This is a genomic window from Roseibium sp. (genome assembly GCF_048261595.1).
Classification (GTDB): Bacteria; Pseudomonadota; Alphaproteobacteria; order Rhizobiales; family Stappiaceae; genus Roseibium.
Map to the genome: position 1 here is coordinate 133,570 of NZ_JBLXFW010000002.1, position 14,392 is coordinate 147,961.

At 61.9% G+C, this 14,392-nt stretch carries 11 protein-coding genes and 1 other RNA gene; 7 read left to right on the forward strand and 5 right to left on the reverse strand.

Going from position 1 to position 14,392, the window contains the following annotated elements:
• Positions 1 to 208: 208 nt before the first annotated feature.
• Positions 209 to 1,015: a thymidylate synthase gene (locus ACN0SY_RS07980; protein ID WP_417686134.1), complete on the reverse strand. Its 807-nt coding sequence runs from the start codon at positions 1,013 to 1,015 to the stop codon at positions 209 to 211.
• 185 nt (positions 1,016 to 1,200) lie between these two features.
• On the opposite strand from ACN0SY_RS07980, the gene ssrA reads away from it, so the two are divergent.
• From ssrA to ACN0SY_RS08000, 4 genes are all read left to right on the forward strand, one after another.
• Positions 1,201 to 1,571, forward strand: a transfer-messenger RNA (tmRNA) gene (gene ssrA / locus ACN0SY_RS07985).
• Positions 1,572 to 1,778: 207 nt separating this feature from the next.
• On the forward strand, positions 1,779 to 2,348 hold the full coding sequence (locus ACN0SY_RS07990; RefSeq protein ID WP_417686136.1) for an SspB family protein: 570 nt from the start codon (positions 1,779 to 1,781) through the stop codon (positions 2,346 to 2,348).
• A gap of 16 nt (positions 2,349 to 2,364) precedes the next feature.
• Positions 2,365 to 2,583 carry a DUF4169 family protein gene (locus tag ACN0SY_RS07995; RefSeq protein ID WP_417686137.1) on the forward strand — a complete coding sequence of 73 codons (219 nt, stop codon included), beginning with the start codon at positions 2,365 to 2,367 and terminating at the stop codon, positions 2,581 to 2,583.
• A gap of 1 nt (position 2,584) precedes the next feature.
• Positions 2,585 to 2,800, forward strand: a complete 216-nt coding sequence (locus ACN0SY_RS08000; protein WP_417686139.1) for a ribbon-helix-helix domain-containing protein — start codon at positions 2,585 to 2,587, stop codon at positions 2,798 to 2,800.
• 51 nt (positions 2,801 to 2,851) lie between these two features.
• Here the strand turns inward: ACN0SY_RS08000 and ACN0SY_RS08005 are convergent, their stop codons facing one another.
• Both ACN0SY_RS08005 and ACN0SY_RS08010 read right to left on the reverse strand, forming a co-directional pair.
• Positions 2,852 to 6,961, reverse strand: coding sequence for an AsmA family protein (locus ACN0SY_RS08005; protein ID WP_417686141.1), 4,110 nt, complete (start codon positions 6,959 to 6,961; stop codon positions 2,852 to 2,854).
• Positions 6,962 to 7,074: 113 nt separating this feature from the next.
• Positions 7,075 to 8,490 carry an FAD-binding oxidoreductase gene (locus ACN0SY_RS08010; RefSeq protein ID WP_417686143.1) on the reverse strand — a complete coding sequence of 472 codons (1,416 nt, stop codon included), beginning with the start codon at positions 8,488 to 8,490 and terminating at the stop codon, positions 7,075 to 7,077.
• Positions 8,491 to 8,690: 200 nt separating this feature from the next.
• Here ACN0SY_RS08010 and ACN0SY_RS08015 point away from each other — a divergent pair, with 200 nt between their 5' ends.
• Together ACN0SY_RS08015 and ACN0SY_RS08020 are read left to right on the forward strand one after the other, a co-directional pair.
• Complete coding sequence (locus ACN0SY_RS08015) at positions 8,691 to 9,188, forward strand: thioesterase family protein (protein ID WP_417686144.1); 498 nt, start codon at positions 8,691 to 8,693, stop codon at positions 9,186 to 9,188.
• A 152-nt stretch (positions 9,189 to 9,340) separates the two neighbouring features.
• Positions 9,341 to 10,984 (forward strand): chloride channel protein, encoded by a 1,644-nt coding sequence (locus tag ACN0SY_RS08020; protein ID WP_417686145.1) that lies wholly within the window; start codon positions 9,341 to 9,343, stop codon positions 10,982 to 10,984.
• 41 nt (positions 10,985 to 11,025) lie between these two features.
• On the opposite strand, the gene ACN0SY_RS08025 is transcribed toward ACN0SY_RS08020, so the two are convergent.
• Positions 11,026 to 12,840: an aminopeptidase P family protein gene (locus tag ACN0SY_RS08025; protein ID WP_417686147.1), complete on the reverse strand. Its 1,815-nt coding sequence runs from the start codon at positions 12,838 to 12,840 to the stop codon at positions 11,026 to 11,028.
• 250 nt (positions 12,841 to 13,090) lie between these two features.
• Here ACN0SY_RS08025 and ACN0SY_RS08030 point away from each other — a divergent pair, with 250 nt between their 5' ends.
• Positions 13,091 to 13,303, forward strand: coding sequence for a hypothetical protein (locus ACN0SY_RS08030; RefSeq protein ID WP_417686149.1), 213 nt, complete (start codon positions 13,091 to 13,093; stop codon positions 13,301 to 13,303).
• A gap of 85 nt (positions 13,304 to 13,388) precedes the next feature.
• On the opposite strand, the gene ACN0SY_RS08035 is transcribed toward ACN0SY_RS08030, so the two are convergent.
• Positions 13,389 to 14,279, reverse strand: coding sequence for a 50S ribosomal protein L11 methyltransferase (locus ACN0SY_RS08035; protein WP_417686151.1), 891 nt, complete (start codon positions 14,277 to 14,279; stop codon positions 13,389 to 13,391).
• Positions 14,280 to 14,392: the final 113 nt, after the last annotated feature.

A 14,392-nucleotide genomic window follows, 5' to 3' on the forward strand; every position in this document is an offset into this window, starting at 1 on the left:
GCGCTGTGAATACCCCACACAACTCTCTGCAAATGAATAGGCCCCGGATCTTCGGCTTCGCCTGCGTCCGGGGTGACGGAAGATGACATGGCAATTCCCTCCCTCGCTTCCAGCGCCGTCCCGGCCTCGAGCCGGGATCGAAACAAGATGACAGGGAAGGCCTCGGATTAGATCCGGGGCGGCGCTGGGGCACTGACCGCCCCTCAGTTCACACCGCGATAGGCGCCGCGATATGCGGGTGCGGGTCGTAGCCGACGAGTTCGAAGTCCTCGTACTTGAAGGCGAAGAGGTCTGTAACCTGCGGGTTGAGCACCATGGCCGGCAGCGGCCGCGGCTCGCGGGTCAGCTGCTCGCGGGCCTGATCCAGGTGATTGTGATAGAGATGGGCATCGCCGAGCGTGTGCACGAAGTCACCCGGCTTGAGGCCGGTGACCTGCGCGATCATCATCGTCAGCAGCGCGTAGGACGCAATATTGAACGGCACTCCGAGGAACACATCCGCCGAGCGCTGGTAGAGCTGACAGGACAGCTTTCCGTCCGCCACGTAGAACTGGAACAGCGCATGACACGGCGGCAGGGCCATTTCGTCGACAAGCGCCGGGTTCCAGGCAGAGACGATCAACCGCCGGCTTTCGGGGCTCTTGCGGATCATCTCAAGGAGATTGGAGATCTGGTCGATATGGCGGCCGTCATCTTCAGGAGTGGGCGCCGGCCAGGACCGCCACTGGTAGCCGTAGACCGGTCCGAGATTGCCGTTCTCATCCGCCCAGTCATCCCAGATCTTGACGCCGTTCTCCTTCAGGTAACGGATGTTCGTGTCGCCAGCGAGGAACCACAGCAGCTCGTGAATGATCGAGCGCAGATGCAGCTTCTTGGTCGTCACCAGCGGGAAGCCCTCTGACAGATCGAAGCGCATCTGGTGACCGAAGACCGAGCGCGTCCCGGTTCCCGTCCGGTCACCGCGATCCGTGCCGGTTTCCAGAATGGTCCGCATGAGGTTCAGATATTGGTCCACGAGGTTCGATCCCTTGAGACGGCCTTGGCTTTCGCCTTAGGCACTTTCATTGCCCCTGTTTTCGCCCCGAATGTGGCAGATTCGCAAGACCGGCGAGACCGACAACGATCACGATCCCCGGAAGGTGCCACTTGCCCACAGGCCGGTCGGGCACAGGACGGCACTGACGGGCATTTCGATGCCGCCCCCTTTTATTTGCCGACTGATAAGCCTATATCAGGCGTGCCGGTTCTCCGGCTATGGCAATAAACGGTCAGTGAAATAAACCTATCGGACCCGGGGGCGGTACCCGGCGCCTCCACCCAAGTCCATGAGACAAAGCGTTCGCAGTTTCATGGGTTTCGGCGGGGGCGAAATAGGATCGACGAGGGCGTAAAGACTGTGCTTTTGCTCGGCATTGTACCACCGTTATCGGGCTCTCTTAATAGTTGCAAACGACAACTATGCTTCGGACATGGCTGTTGCTGCGTAACGCAGTACCGGTAGTCCACTAAAGCCCTGGCGGGTAGCACCGTCAGGCGGGGTTCGGAGGCACCTGGCAACAGAAGCCTCCACTTCATTTCCTCTGCAAACTGCATTCATTCGAAGTGGCTCAGGCATCCCTGGCGCTTTCGGCAATCCCTGCAATCACGTCAGCCATTCTGCCGGGAATTCACGCCAAATAGTTGACCAAAGACCGAATGGGGCCTTTCCTTTTGCCGCTCCAAGCGTCACATTGCTTGGCAACAAATCCTCGATTCCAAGACGCTTTGACGAAGAGAAGATGGCAGAAGACCTCCTCCGATACGATATCCTCATCCAGGACGCGCTGCGTGGCGCAGTCAAGAAGATCCTCGCAGAGGTCGGACGGACGGGCCTGCCCGGCGATCATCATTTCTACATCGCCTTCGACACCAATGCGCCGGGCGTGCGGGTATCCTCGCGCCTGAAGGAACGCTATCCGCAGGAGATGACCATCGTCCTGCAGCATCAGTTCTGGGACCTGGCCATCGGCGAACATGCCTTCGAAGTTGGGCTGTCCTTCGGCGGCGTTCCGGAAAAACTGCTCGTCCCCTACAGCGCGATCAAGGGCTTCTTCGACCCCTCCGTCCAGTTCGCACTCGAGTTTGATCCCGGCAAGACGGCCGAAGAACTTCCCGAAGAACTTCTGGAAGCGGTCGAGGAACTCGCGCGCGCCGAAAAGGCCGCCGAAGAAACTGCTGTTGCGACCGATGCTGCTGCGGAAAAGCCGGCTGAAGCTGCAAGCGCCGATGCCGATACGGACGGCGACAAGCCGGATGGAACCGACGGCGGTCAGGTGGTTTCCCTCGACGCATTCCGCAAGAAAACCTGAGCCGGACCCCTTCGCGATGACCGGCGAGATCATAAATCTCCGGCAGGCACGCAAGCGGAAGGCACGGTCCGAACGCGAGAAGAAGGCCGACGACAATCGCATCAAGTTCGGCCGGACCAAGTCTGAGAAAAAGCTGACGGCAAAGACCGGGGACTTGGAGGTCCGCCGGCTGGAGGCTCATCGCCTCGACCGGAATGCCCCCAAGGACGGCATAGACGGCGACGGGGACCAATGACATGCCGCTGGTGAAGCGGTCCATGGCCCTGCACGGGCACCGCACCAGCATCGCGCTGGAACCGGAGTTCTGGGCCGTCATCGACGAAATCGTCCGCAGGCGGAACATTTCGCTCGCAGCGCTTATTGCAGAGATAGACGACAACCGCGACCCGGACGACGCACTGTCCTCGTCGGTTCGGGTTCATGCCCTTGAGTTCGCACTCACGCGCGAATAGGCCTGCCTCCGGCGGAAGACCGACGTTCGAGCCGGGTTTTCTTTTCCAGGATCAGTTGGCAGGTATTTCAACCACCAGGCCATTGGGCAAGGTGCGGTAGCGCGGCTGAACCGGCTGCGGACGGGTCTGCCTGCGAGGACGGGTGACCTGTGCCGGTGCATCGCTCGAACCCGTCGTCAGCGGCTCTTCAACCGGGGTGCCGATTTCACGGGTGATCAGGTCCTCGACGGTCTGCGGGGCATCCAGCGGCGGCAATCCGTTGTCGGCACCACTCAAGTCGACGGCACCACCATCTACCACTCCCCTGAGATCGACTCCGCCGGACGGATCGTTCTGATTTGCCGGTGTCTCAAGGACGGACCGGATGCGGTTGGCGAAGTCGGCTGGATCCTCAGCAACGGGCGCTGCGTCAGGTTCGAGGGGCCGGGCAGCTTCTGCTGCGGCGCGTTCTCGAGCCGCCACCTCCTCTGCGGCCTTGCGTTCAGCCTCTGCACGTAGTCTGTCTTCCTCAGCCTGCTTGCGCGCAGCCTCCGCCGCCTCCGCAGCGAGGCGGTCGGCCTCCGCCTTGCGCTCGGCTTCCAGCCGGGCCGCTTCCGCAGCCTTCCTCTCCGCCTCGGCCTGCTCGGCGGCCTCCTGCGCGCGAAGGGCTGCTTCCTCTTCCTCGCGCACTGCACGTTCGGCAGCTTCCTCCGCTTCGCGCAGCGACCGGGCCTGGCTTTCCTTCTGGCGTTTCAACTCACGCAGCAGGCGGTCGCGCTCAAGAATGTCGGCCTGTAGCTTCTCGACACGCTCGACCTCCTGCTCAAAGGCGCGAAGCGTCAGATACGCCGTGAAGGGCGAGATATCGATCCGGCGTTCCGGAGCGTCCAGCGGGCCGGAAAACAGAAGACCGACCTGGGGCTCCGCCCCGGTGACCGCATTTTCTCCCGGATCGACCTTGAGCGCGAAGTCGCTCTTGAGTTCGGAGGTGTTGAAATCGACTTCCGCCGAACCGAAAATGTCCGCGTTTTCCGTATCAACTGAAACATTCCGGGCACTTGCCCGGCCGCCGACGATGGAGATCGCGCCTTCCAGACGGTCGAACGGCAGGCTCCCGGCCTCCATGTGACTGACGAAGAGTTCCTCGATCTTCTCGTCCCGCAGGTCCAGCCCCGCATCGGCCGCACGGATCACATGACCGAAGGCCATCGGGTTGATACCCCGGAGCTCGCCATCCGTCACAGTGAATGTTCCGCCTCCGGTCAGGCCGGACACCATCAGCGCGATCGAACGCCCCGCCCCTTCGAAGTCGAGAGCCATGTCCAGCGCGCCCGTTGCGATCGCGCGCCCGTTGCGGGTCCAAACGAGGGAATCCAGAATTGCATTGTCGAGATTGAGCCGGCCCGAAACCGCGCCCTCTCCGCCCGACCGTCTGAGCGCCAGCGTGCCGGAGATGCTGCCGCCGGCAAAACCACCAGTCAGGCCATCGAGACGCAGCATGACCGGGGTCAGCCGAAGTTCGGAGCGAGCCCCGGAAATCGCCTGCTCCCCATCGATGACAAGCTCATCGACCTTGAGATCCAGTGTCAGGTCCATGGCGGAAAACAGCGGAGCACCGAAGGCAGCCGTCGGCCACGCACTGGACCCGTCACCCGCGGAAAACCAGAGATCCGGTCCGAGGATGGCCTCACTCAGGTATCTAAGGTCCGCAGTGCCGATATGCAGATTGCCCTTGAAGCGCCGGTTGGTCTCTCCCGGAGCCGGGACCAGGTCTCCTTCGGCGGCACCGTCGACGCTGACCCCGCCGACCGTTCCGGAAAGATCCGAAATCGAGATCTCGCTGCCGTTGCCTGTCAGGTCAAAACGGACATCGGCATCGATCTCGCCGGCCATGACAGGCATCACCCGGCCGACGAGCAGTGCGAAGGGGGCAAGATCCGGAAGGCTGGCCGTGACCGATGCAGTGTAACGCGGGGCATTGCGCGCACCGAGGCGGAGCTGCCCCTGCGCGCCGACCAAAGCCTCACCGGCCCGGGCGGAGAGCACCATTTCCAGGCCGTCCTGCGGACGCCCTTCTGCGGTGAGCCTGAACTCCGATCCTCCGAGATCATCCACGGGCAGGATTTCAAAGCCGAGCTGACGGAGGATCTGCCCGCCATCAGGCCCGCTGAGGTCGAGTGCCGCCTCTAGGTTTGCATCCCGCCATTCATCCGTACGGCCCTTGAAATTCGCGTCGAAACGCGCGTCCACGCCGCCCGCGACGCCATCGAGTATCAGCGTGGCGTCGCTTCCCTCGCCAACCGAAGATGCCTTGAGTTCCGCCTCGAACCTGGCAGGCACAAGATAGTCGGCAGCCTGTTCCAGCCGCTTGACTGCGGGATTGTCCGGCAGAACACCGGAAAGAACCGCGACCACGCCATCCAGATCGGTGGCATTCAAGCTGCCCGACAGACTTCCCGAAGGCGCCGTGAACAGGTCCTCGACCTGGCCGGAAACATCGATCTGCGCGCCTGCGAGGTCCTCGGCAAAGAGACGGTCGATGCGCAAGCCACCGCCCGAATATTCGGCTTCCATCGCAAGGCCTTTGCCCTCGACACCGCGGATGTCAACCCGGCGGGCTCGCAGGCGAACGGAGACATCCGGCTGTCCTGCATCACTGGGCAAGCGGAACAGCCCCGCGACCTCTTCAAGTTCGTCCAGATCGAGCGTGTCTGCATCAAGGCTGAGGGAAAAGACCGAATTGCCCTGCCGGGGCTTGCGATAGGACAGGCCGCCGCTCGCCTCCGAACCGGCCAGCGTCAGGCGCAGATTATCGAGGGCAGCTCCCTCAGACACCACATTGAGCCGGCCGCTGATAGCAATCGGCTGCATGGCACTGCTTGAACTATCGCTTTGCGCAATCCAGCCCGCAAAGGACCCCGGCTGGTCCGAGTTGACCGAGAGGTTACCGCGGAAGGACGGCGCATCCGAGGCAAGCGACAGGTCGCCCTGGACGGCAACCGTCGTTCTGCCGGGAGCTCGCCCGGCCAGACGGGCGACGCGCCACCCGCCGTCTATCGTCTCCAGATCCAGGCGAACGTCCTGAACCAGCCCACCGCCGGCGACGATGGCCGGCACATCGAGTGCAATGACGCCATCCATCTTCGGACGGGAAATCGACTTCAGCGTGTTCAGGACGGAAGCGGCAACCCTATCCGGCGCCACCGGCACCTGCGGCCCGCCACCATAAAGACGGTCGAGATCCAGCTGTTTCGCCCGTGCCCGGACTTCGAAACGTCGATCGCCTTCGAAAACGACCTGCGCCTGACCGTCCATGCCAAGAAGCCGGTCTTCCGGCCCGTAGCGGAATTCGAACGAGGGGACATCGAGGCTGGTAGGGTTGGCAAGGATCTGGCCGTCAACCCGCCAGGCTCGTTCCGGGTCATCATCGGGCACAACGGCAGTGAGATTGAACCCGCCCTCGAATACGGGCGTTTCTTCCACGTGAGACAAGGAGCCGTCGACGGACAACTCGACCGGATGTGCGGACGGCAGAGCCGAGCCCTTCACCCGGATCGACCCGTCCTCGTGCCGCTTGCCCGTTGCGACACGGATCGAATAGGGCTCGCCCTCGTAGGTCAGGCTGCCGTCGACCTTGAACGGACCGGCAAGGGTTCGGGCGCTGACCTGCAGATTGCCATCATCAACCCTGTGTGTTTCGCCGGTGCGTGCATCGATCAGGGAGAGAGCGCCATCGGTCACGGTGATGTTCTCGAAGGCGATATCGTCTTCGGAAACCTCGCTGAGGACACCGCCGCCCTGCATGGCGGTCAACCAGTCGAGCCGCCCTTGCTCATCGAGGGAAAGGGTCAGGTGTGGCCGATCCAGGTTCATGTCCAGAACCCGGATCTCGCCTTTCAGAAGCGGCGGCAGCTCCACGCGCATCTTGAACTGCGACACGACAAGAAGCGGGTCTTCCTTCGCACCGACGCGCACATCGGAGAAGGTTACCGTCGGTGAGGGAAGCAACCGAATGTCGGCATCGCCGAGCACGGTGACCTTGTGGCCCAGCGCCCGCTCCGCGTAGGTCTCGAACGTGGAGCGGTAGATGGTCCAGTCGACAAAGAATGGCCCGACCAATGCCGTGACCAGCACCAGGATGATGGCGACACCGATGGTGATGTAGACCGAATTCAGGTTCATTCTCCATGCTCGCCCGAAGCGGACGTCAACTCAACCCCTGCCACGTCCCCGTTTGTCAGGGATATCCGCAAGAATCGATACACCATAATGACACGTAGCCGCGCGGCTTGCGCTCAATTCAGGCTGAATATCTTTCCCGGGTTCATGATGTTGTCCGGATCGAGGGCCTTCTTGATCGAACGCATCACGTCCACGGCCGCTCCATGCTCATAGGGCAGGTACTTCATCTTGCCCTGACCGACGCCGTGTTCGCCCGTACAGGTTCCACCCATGTCGATGGCCCGTGTGTTCAGGCGGCTGACAAATGCCTCTGCTGACGCAACCTCCTCGGAATTGTCTTCATCGACGAGAACCAGAACGTGGAAGTTTCCGTCGCCGACATGGCCGACGATGGTCGCCAGCAGGCCGTTTTCATCCAGATCCGCGCGCGTGGCGGTAACGCACTCTGCCAGTTGCGAGATCGGGACGCAGACGTCGGTCGCAACACCCTTGGCGCCGGGACGCAGCGTGAACGACGCCCAGTAGGAATCATGCCGTGCCTGCCAGAGCGTTGTGCGATCTTCAGCCTTGGTCGCCCAGCGGAACTCGCTGCCGCCATACTCCGCGGCGATGCTGCCGAACATCTCCGACTGTTCCTGAACGCCGGCCTCGCTGCCATGGAACTCCAGCAAGAGCGTCGGTTCTTCCGCAAGGTCCAGCTTTGAGTACTCGTTGCAGGCCTTGACCTGGAGCGGGTCGAGGAACTCGATGCGAGCCACCGGCAGACCGCACTGAATGGTCATGATCACCGCGTCGCAGGCCGACTGGATATCGGGGAAGGAGCAGATCCCGCCGGAAATCGCCTCCGGCTGGCCGAACAGCTTCAGGGTGATTTCCGTGATGATGCCGAGTGTTCCCTCGGAACCGACATAAAGCCGCGTCAGGTCATAGCCAGCCGAAGACTTCCGGGCACGTCCGCCGGTGTGAATGATCTCGCCAGCCGGGGTCACGACGGTGAGGCCCAGAACAACGTCCTTCATCGTGCCGTAGCGCACTGCATTGGTACCGGAGGCCCGCGTCGACGCCATGCCACCAATCGTGGCGTCCGCGCCCGGATCGATCGGGAAGAACAACCCGCTGTCGCGCAGGTAGGAGTTGAGCTGCTTGCGGGTCACACCTGCCTGAACGCGGCAGTCAAGGTCCGCCTCGCTGACCTCGATGATTTCGTTCATGCGCGACAGGTCGATCGAGACGCCACCGCCCGGTGCATTGAGATGGCCTTCAAGTGACGATCCGGCACCGAACGGGATCACCGGAACCTTGTGCGCGGCGCAGATCCGGACCACCTCGGCAACGTCTTCGCTCGACTGCGCATAGACGACTGCGTCGGGCGCCTGATTCGGCAGCCATGTCGTCGTATGGCCATGCTGCTCGCAAACCGCCTTGGACCTGGAACAGCGGTCACCGAACTTTTCGAACAAGAGTTCAACGACTTGGGCATTTTTCTCCTCGTCGCGCGCGACGGGGATCTGCTTGGCAGCGAGGGACATGAAAATTTCCTGCGGTTTTGTATCGTGAGCTCTAGTGTTCGGACTCGTAAATTTGACGGGAAGTTTCGCTCAAACCACTCACACCAGATTTATGGGCCCGAACCCCAAGGCCGGAAGTTATGAATATGTTAGGCAGTTTTGCAAAGGTCAAAGCCATTCGCACAATGGCACGAAATGACCGCGGCAAAAGGAGATGACAGATGGCGCATGACTGGCCCAACCAACCGGTCGAAAGCAGCATCATGCGGGTCCGGGAGGAATGGCTCGACTATAACGGCCACCTGAACATGGCCTATTACAACGTGCTGTTCGACATGGCCTGTGACGAGGTCTTTGACCGATGCGGCCTCGGCGCAAGCTATGTGAAGGCGCGCAACGCCTCCTATTTTACCGCCGAAGTCCATGTCTGCTATCTCCGCGAACTGGAAGCAGGGATGCCGGTCGTCTCGCGTCTTCAGATGATCGACCTCGATGAAAAGCGAATGCGCTTCTATCAGGAGCTTTGCCACGCGGAGGAAGGCTGGCTCGCGGCGACATCCGAGCAGCTTTCCGTGCATGTCGACCTTGCGGCTCGAAAGTCGGCGCCCTGGCCCATGGACATTCTGGCTGAACTGACGGCGCTTCTCACCGCCCACAAGCATCTGGACATTCCGCCGCGCGCGGGAAAAAGCATCGCAATTCACCGCAAGTCCCAATAAAAACAAATGGGTATTCCAATCAGGATCTCCTGATGGCATGATTCCCCAAGTCCAGGCAGGAAACCAACACCAGCCCAGCCTCTTGTGGTTGCCCCTTGATTGTCATTCGACTGGTTCCGGACCGGTCCTCCGAACCCCAACGATCTCGAGCGATGCGCGTCATACTCGATACAGTCCGACATCTTCCCGACATCCTGAAAAGCTGGATGACGCCAAACCTGCGTCTGTTCAGAACCAGTCGCCTGCCCCTGGTCTGGCTTCTGTCACTGGCCATTGGCGCGCTCGTCGCGGCCGCTGCCATCGTGTTTCGATCCCTCATCGGCCTGTTGCAATGGCCATGGCTCGGCGAGACCTCTGAACTGATCATCGATGCGGCGAAGGCCCAGCCCTGGTGGGTCATTCTTCTTGCGCCGGCGTTCGGTGGACTGATCGTCGGCTGGCTCTTGCAGAGCTACCAGCCGAAACAGCGCGCCGGGGGTGTTGCCGACGTGATCGAGGCGCGAGCTCTCGGCGGGCGCGGCCTGCCGCTGCGCTCAGGCCTCACGTCGGCCTTCATCACCGTCATTTCCCTTGGTTTTGGCGCCAGCGCAGGCCGTGAGGGTCCGGTGGTTCACCTCGGCGCGACGCTCGGGACCGCACTGTGCCGTGCATTTTCCCTGCCCGACAGTGCCCGGCGCATGCTGCTGGCCTGCGGTGTGGCCAGTGCCGTCTCCGCGTCGTTCAACGCACCGATCGCCGGCGTCCTCTTCGCCCATGAGGTGGTGCTCGGACATTACGCGGTCTCGGCTTTCGTTCCCATCGTATTGGCCTCGGCTGTCGGGACGGTCCTTGCACGGCTGTGGTTCGGGGATGCGGTCGCCTTTGTCATTCCCAACTATGACATCACGTCCTACTGGGAGATCCCGGCCTTCGGCCTGCTGGGGCTGACCTGCGCTGCCGTGGCGATCCTGTTCCAGTTCGCTCTCATCGGCACCGACTGGACCGCGCGCAACATCTCGATGCCACTCTGGCTACGCCCGGTCATCGGCGGCCTTGCGGTGGGCTCCATCGGCGTGTTCTTTCCCCATGTGCTCGGCGTCGGCTACGAGGCCACCGACATGGCGCTGAAGCATCAGCTGCCCATCACCATGCTGTTGAGCCTTTTGGTCGCCAAGACCGCGGCCACCGCGATCACACTAGCCTCACGCTTCGGCGGCGGCATCTTCTCGCCATCTCTATACTTGGGTGCCATGGCCGGCGGAGCCTTTGGCTTGATCGCCGCCTCCGTGTTCCCGGAGCTGGCATCCAGCCATGGCCTTTATGCAATCCTCGGCATGGGCGGCGTTGCCGCAGCGGTATTGGGCGCGCCGGTGTCGACGACCATGATCGTGTTCGAGCTGACCGGTGGCTACGGCCTGTCGATCGCCCTCCTGGTGGTCGTCTCCATCGCGACCGGCCTGACGCACGCGATCCACGGCAAGTCCTATTTCCATTGGCAGCTGGGCATGCGCGGGGTCTGCCTGCACGAAGGCAGCCACACGTTCCTGCGCGAAAACGTCAAGGTACGCGACTTCATGGACCCGCCCCCGGAAAACGAGGACGAACGGGTCTTCAATCCGGGAACGGACGGCGCCTATCTTCACACCGGCACGTCTCTCGCGAACGCTCTGAAAACGTTTGACGAAAGCGGCAGCAACAGCCTGCCCGTCGTGGAAAGCGGCGACGCCTCGCGGATCGTCGGCACGGCGCGGCATGTGCGGGCGCTGAGGTATTTCAACACCGCCCTGATCCAGGAGAGCGAAGAGGCCCACCGATAGGGCGCAGCCTCTTCCTCGAAGACCAGGAAGCTGAAATCCGCCTAGATCGCCGTCGTCGCCTCCTCAAGCCAGCTCAGCGACCGATCATCCAGAAGCGGCGCCAGTTCCGCAAGAACCCTTGCGTGATAGGCGTTCAGCCATGCGGTTTCTTCAGGCGACAGCAGCGAAGTATCGACCAGTCGGAGGTCGAACGGTGCCAATGTCAGCGTCTCGAACCAGAGCATCGGACGTTCACCGCCGTCGATTGCCTCGGCCTCGCGAACAAGTTCCAGGTTCTCAAGACGAATGCCGTATTCCCCGGCCGGATAGTATCCCGGCTCGTTCGACAGGATCATGCCCGGCTTGAGCGGCACGACGCCGGTCTTGGCAATTCGCTGCGGCCCCTCGTGGACCGACAGGTAGGAGCCGACGCCATGGCCCGTGCCATGATCGAAGTCGAGCCCGGCCTTCCACAGGTCGATGCGGGCAAGCGTATCGAGCTGCGCACCAGTCGTCCCCTGAGGAAAGCGCGCATTAGAAATGGCGATATGCCCCTTCAGCACCAGGGTGAAATGCCGCTTCATCTCGGCAGACTGTTCGCCGACCGCCAGCGTCCGTGTGATGTCTGTGGTGCCGTCTTCATATTGGGCGCCACTGTCGATCAGAAATGGGCGGCCGAGCGGGATTGGCAGGTTGCTTTTACGGCTGACCCTGTAATGGCAGATGGCACCGTTTGAACCTGCTCCAGAAATCGTGTCGAAGGAAATGTCCTTCAGCACACCGGTGTCGCGTCGGAATTGCTCCAGCTTTTCCGCAGCGCCAATCTCGTCCAGTTCTCCGCTCGGCGCGATGTCATCGAACCAGCACAGGAACCGGACGTAAGCTGCCCCGTCGCGCAGGTGGGCAGCGCGTGCACCGTCAATCTCGACGCTGTTCTTGATCGCCTTGGGCAGCAGAACCGGGTCCTGGGCCTCGATGATCGAACCACCGGCCGAGGTCACGGCATCCGCGATGCCCTGACCGGCCAGGGCCGGGTCGAGCATGACCTTGCCACCGTTCCTGCCAAGGTTCTTCAGCATTGCCTTGAAGCCATCGGGTTCTGCGATCTCGGCAAGGTCATGCAAGGCGTCCCGAACTGCGTTGGACAGCTTGCGCCCGTCGATGAACAGGTGCGGTTTCCCCGTTGAAGGGACGACGGCAAAGGAGAGCGGCAGCGGCGTATGCGAAACGTCCGAGCCGCGAATGTTGAACAGCCACGCAATCGAATCAGGCTGTGTCAATACGCAGGCGTCAGCACCCTTCCCAGTAACGGAGTTCTGAATTTCGCCGATCTTCTCCGCAGAGGGTTTTCCGGCCAGCGCATCGGAATGGATAGAAACGGCGCCAATCGGAGCGGCCGGACGGCCTTCCCAGACTGCGTCAACGGGGTTGGCATCAAGCGAGACGAGTTCCGCCCCCGCCTTCTCGCAAACCGTCCGCAGGCGCCGCACCTCGCTCACCGTGTGCAGCATGGCGTCGTACCCGAGCCGCTGGCCGGGTTTCAGGCGCTCGGCAAGCCAGTCGGTCACCGGCTCGTTGATCAGGTGCCGCGCCGGGAAGGTCGCCATATCGACCTGCTCGCGCACTTGGATGGTGTAGCGGCCATCGACGAAAATCGCGGCTTCATCGCCGAGAACCGCAGCCATTCCCGCAGATCCGGAAAATCCCGTCAGCCACTCCAGGCGACAGTCGCTGGCCGGAACATATTCACCCTGGTGGGCATCGGCGCGCGGGATGAGGAAACCGTCAAGCGACAGGCGCTTGAGTTCGGCCCGCAGCAACGCGGCATGCGGCGCGCCCCGGGAAGGATCATTGTGATCGTCAAAGGTCTGGAACATGAGCTGAAGCTAGGTTCAAGCGCGATCACGATCAAGCGGGAAAACACGACTCGCGTCCGTCCTGCACCGCGATGATTCTTAAAAGTTTTGCAACGCACCATTCGTTTCGCACATGCGAAAAATGCAGAGCTGTCATGCAAACTCCGCCCTACTCGCATGGCTCCCCTGCGCCCATATTGACCATGACAGATAAAGAGGCAGCAGCCCGAAACGAGGACGCGCCCTTCCACTTGAACCACGGAGTTTACCCATGGCTATCGCAACGACCACTATCGGCGGTTCCAGCCGCTCTTCCAACGGCTTCGTACGTCGCGCATTCGACCGCATGGTCGAGGCTCGTGAAAAGCAGGCTCGCAAGTACGTGAACGGCTACCTTCTCTCCCTCGACGACGCGACCCTGACCGCACACGGTTACAAGCGCAGCGAACTGGAGCGTGAAGGTACTGCAGGAATGGTCTTCTAAGACCGCTCAGCCGAAAAGACAAAAGAAGCGCGATGGCCACAGGCCACCGCGCTCTTTTTTTGTCCGAATTTCCCGGAAAAGGCCGTCAGGCCTTCGCGCTACCACGCACCAGCGTCAGCGTCAGCCACCCTTCCTTCTCGCGCTTGCGCGCAAGGTGGAAGCCCTGGCAGCCATAGGCGAAAAGAATGCGGGGGCCATCCTCCACCCGCAGCCCCGACAGCACCAGCGTTGCCGAAGGCGTCATCTTGGCTGCAATCGACTTGGCCATCTTCATCAGCGGGCGCGCGAGGATATTGGCAATGATTAGGTCGAACGGGCCGAATTCGCCGAAGCGTCGGTCATCCATTCCGTTGGCGGTAAAGGTGCTGACCAGCGGCCCGACCTCGTTCAGCCGGGCGTTTTCTTCCGCCGTAAGGGTCGCGACCGGATCGATGTCTGTGGCCAGAACGTGCTGCTTCGTCAGCTTGGCGACAGCAATGCCGAGCACGCCGGTGCCGGTGCCGAGATCGAGAACGCGCAGGTATTCTCGCATCGAGAACAACCGGTCGATTTCCTCTAGGCATCCGGCTGTTGTGCCGTGATGTCCGGTACCGAAGGCAAGAGCCGCCTCTATCTCGAGACCGATGGTTCCCGCCGGAACCTTTGCCCGGTCATGCCCGCCATGGACAAAGAAACGCCCGGCGCGAACCGGCTTGAGGCCTTCCAGGCTCTTTTCGACCCAGTTGATATCAGGCAGGACTTCCGCCTCTAGCGGAGCGGCAAATGCGTCCGAGCCGACGCGATCGCGAACAGCAGCAGACGCCTCGTCCGGCTCCATTTCGAACAGCAGGATTTCGGCCGCCCAGGTCTTTCCGTCCGGACTTGCCTCATAGATGGTCACCGGGTTGCCATCATCCTCGAAGGCGCGCTCCAGCACATCGGCAATACGCTTGGCTTCCAGTTCTTCAGCGGTGATCCGGACCCTGACGGTTTTCATCTCTTCCTCGGCATTCGGTCTTGAGTTCGCCGGGGTATATCCGGGCTTTGGGGAAACAGCCAGAAGAAAGGGCTGCTTCCGCGCAAACGGCCGTATGCGCGCAAGCACCTAGC

What these genes read in the sequence shown, in the direction of transcription:
- ACN0SY_RS08015 (WP_417686144.1), top strand. Translation starts at nt 8,691, where the DNA reads ATGGCGCATGACTGGCCCAACCAACCGGTCGAAAGCAGCATCATGCGG.
- ACN0SY_RS07990 (WP_417686136.1), top strand. Translation starts at nt 1,779, where the DNA reads ATGGCAGAAGACCTCCTCCGATACGATATCCTCATCCAGGACGCGCTG.
- ACN0SY_RS08020 (WP_417686145.1), top strand. Translation starts at nt 9,341, where the DNA reads ATGCGCGTCATACTCGATACAGTCCGACATCTTCCCGACATCCTGAAA.
- ACN0SY_RS08005 (WP_417686141.1), bottom strand. Translation starts at nt 6,961, where the DNA reads ATGAACCTGAATTCGGTCTACATCACCATCGGTGTCGCCATCATCCTG.
- ACN0SY_RS08000 (WP_417686139.1), top strand. Translation starts at nt 2,585, where the DNA reads ATGCCGCTGGTGAAGCGGTCCATGGCCCTGCACGGGCACCGCACCAGC.
- ACN0SY_RS08035 (WP_417686151.1), bottom strand. Translation starts at nt 14,279, where the DNA reads ATGAAAACCGTCAGGGTCCGGATCACCGCTGAAGAACTGGAAGCCAAG.
- ACN0SY_RS07995 (WP_417686137.1), top strand. Translation starts at nt 2,365, where the DNA reads ATGACCGGCGAGATCATAAATCTCCGGCAGGCACGCAAGCGGAAGGCA.
- ACN0SY_RS08025 (WP_417686147.1), bottom strand. Translation starts at nt 12,840, where the DNA reads ATGTTCCAGACCTTTGACGATCACAATGATCCTTCCCGGGGCGCGCCG.
- ACN0SY_RS08010 (WP_417686143.1), bottom strand. Translation starts at nt 8,490, where the DNA reads ATGTCCCTCGCTGCCAAGCAGATCCCCGTCGCGCGCGACGAGGAGAAA.
- ACN0SY_RS08030 (WP_417686149.1), top strand. Translation starts at nt 13,091, where the DNA reads ATGGCTATCGCAACGACCACTATCGGCGGTTCCAGCCGCTCTTCCAAC.